A 923-nucleotide genomic window follows, 5' to 3' on the forward strand; every position below is an offset into this window, starting at 1 on the left:
GAGATCCACCCGCGCCGCGGTCGCTGGCGGCAACTTGACGAACAGACCGAACGCCAGATTTGGTTCCGCTGGGAGCACCTGATGCAGGAAAACCAGGTCCGCCTCGAGGACAGCATGGAGTTGCTGGACATCGCGATGATCCTCACCGAGGAAGTCAACGCCGGAGTCGAACAAGACAGTCCAGAGTTCATCAGCCTCGCCATCGTTTGGTCTCTCATCCAGAGCTGGTTGAAAGACAGCCTCTACCAACCAAACAGGAAAGAGCAGGCCAAGCCCGCCACCCTTTACCTGGCCAACGTCAGCGCTCACCTCCCCTCGCCTACGGCTCACCCGCCACAGAGCCCCCGCTTGGAGATTGAGTCTGCGCAGCAGCAACTCCTCAACCTGGTTCAGTCCGAAGGCGATACGACACCATGACAATGAGGCTGTCGCGCTTTCCCATTTCGACTCTGCTGGACTCGGCCTCGGGACATCTCGAGGCCCACTTGTTTAAGAAGCGGCTTGATGCCGAGAGCGGCGAACCGCTGGCTCAACAATATTCCGGCATCATTTTCAGCGGTAACCCGCATGAAACCGTTCCTCGGCGCCTGCTGCTGGATAAACGCCTCACCCCGCTGGAGCGGAACTGCTGGCAAGTGTTCCGCTTGCTCATCAACGACGACGGACTGACCGCGTTCCCTACATACGAGCAACTACGCCCTTATCTCGGCATGCAGCCGGGTAAGATCGCCTCGCGCGAAACCATCGCCAAGGCACTCAAGGTCCTTCGGTTGACACGCTGGCTCAGTCTCGGCCGTCGCCTGCGCAACGACCTCAACGGGCAAGTACAGGGCAACGTCTACATCCTCCACGACGAACCGGTATCCCCGGCAGAAGCCCTGGAGCTGGACCCCGACTACATGCAGTTGCTGAGCCAGTCCACC

Annotated in this window: 2 protein-coding genes; both read left to right on the forward strand. The window is 59.9% G+C overall.

What is annotated here, in order from left to right; translation table 11 throughout:
• Positions 1-417, forward strand: a 417-nt coding sequence (locus HMPREF2924_RS27140; protein WP_134507170.1) for an STY4526/YPO1902 family pathogenicity island replication protein, incomplete at its 5' end; no start/stop codon positions are given.
• A gap of 2 nt (positions 418-419) precedes the next feature.
• On the forward strand, positions 420-923 hold a 504-nt coding region (locus tag HMPREF2924_RS27145), incomplete at its 3' end, for an STY4528 family pathogenicity island replication protein (RefSeq protein WP_256567984.1).

It is taken from the genome of Pseudomonas sp. HMSC063H08, from assembly GCF_001813645.1.
Lineage (GTDB): Bacteria > Pseudomonadota > Gammaproteobacteria > Pseudomonadales > Pseudomonadaceae > Pseudomonas > Pseudomonas aeruginosa.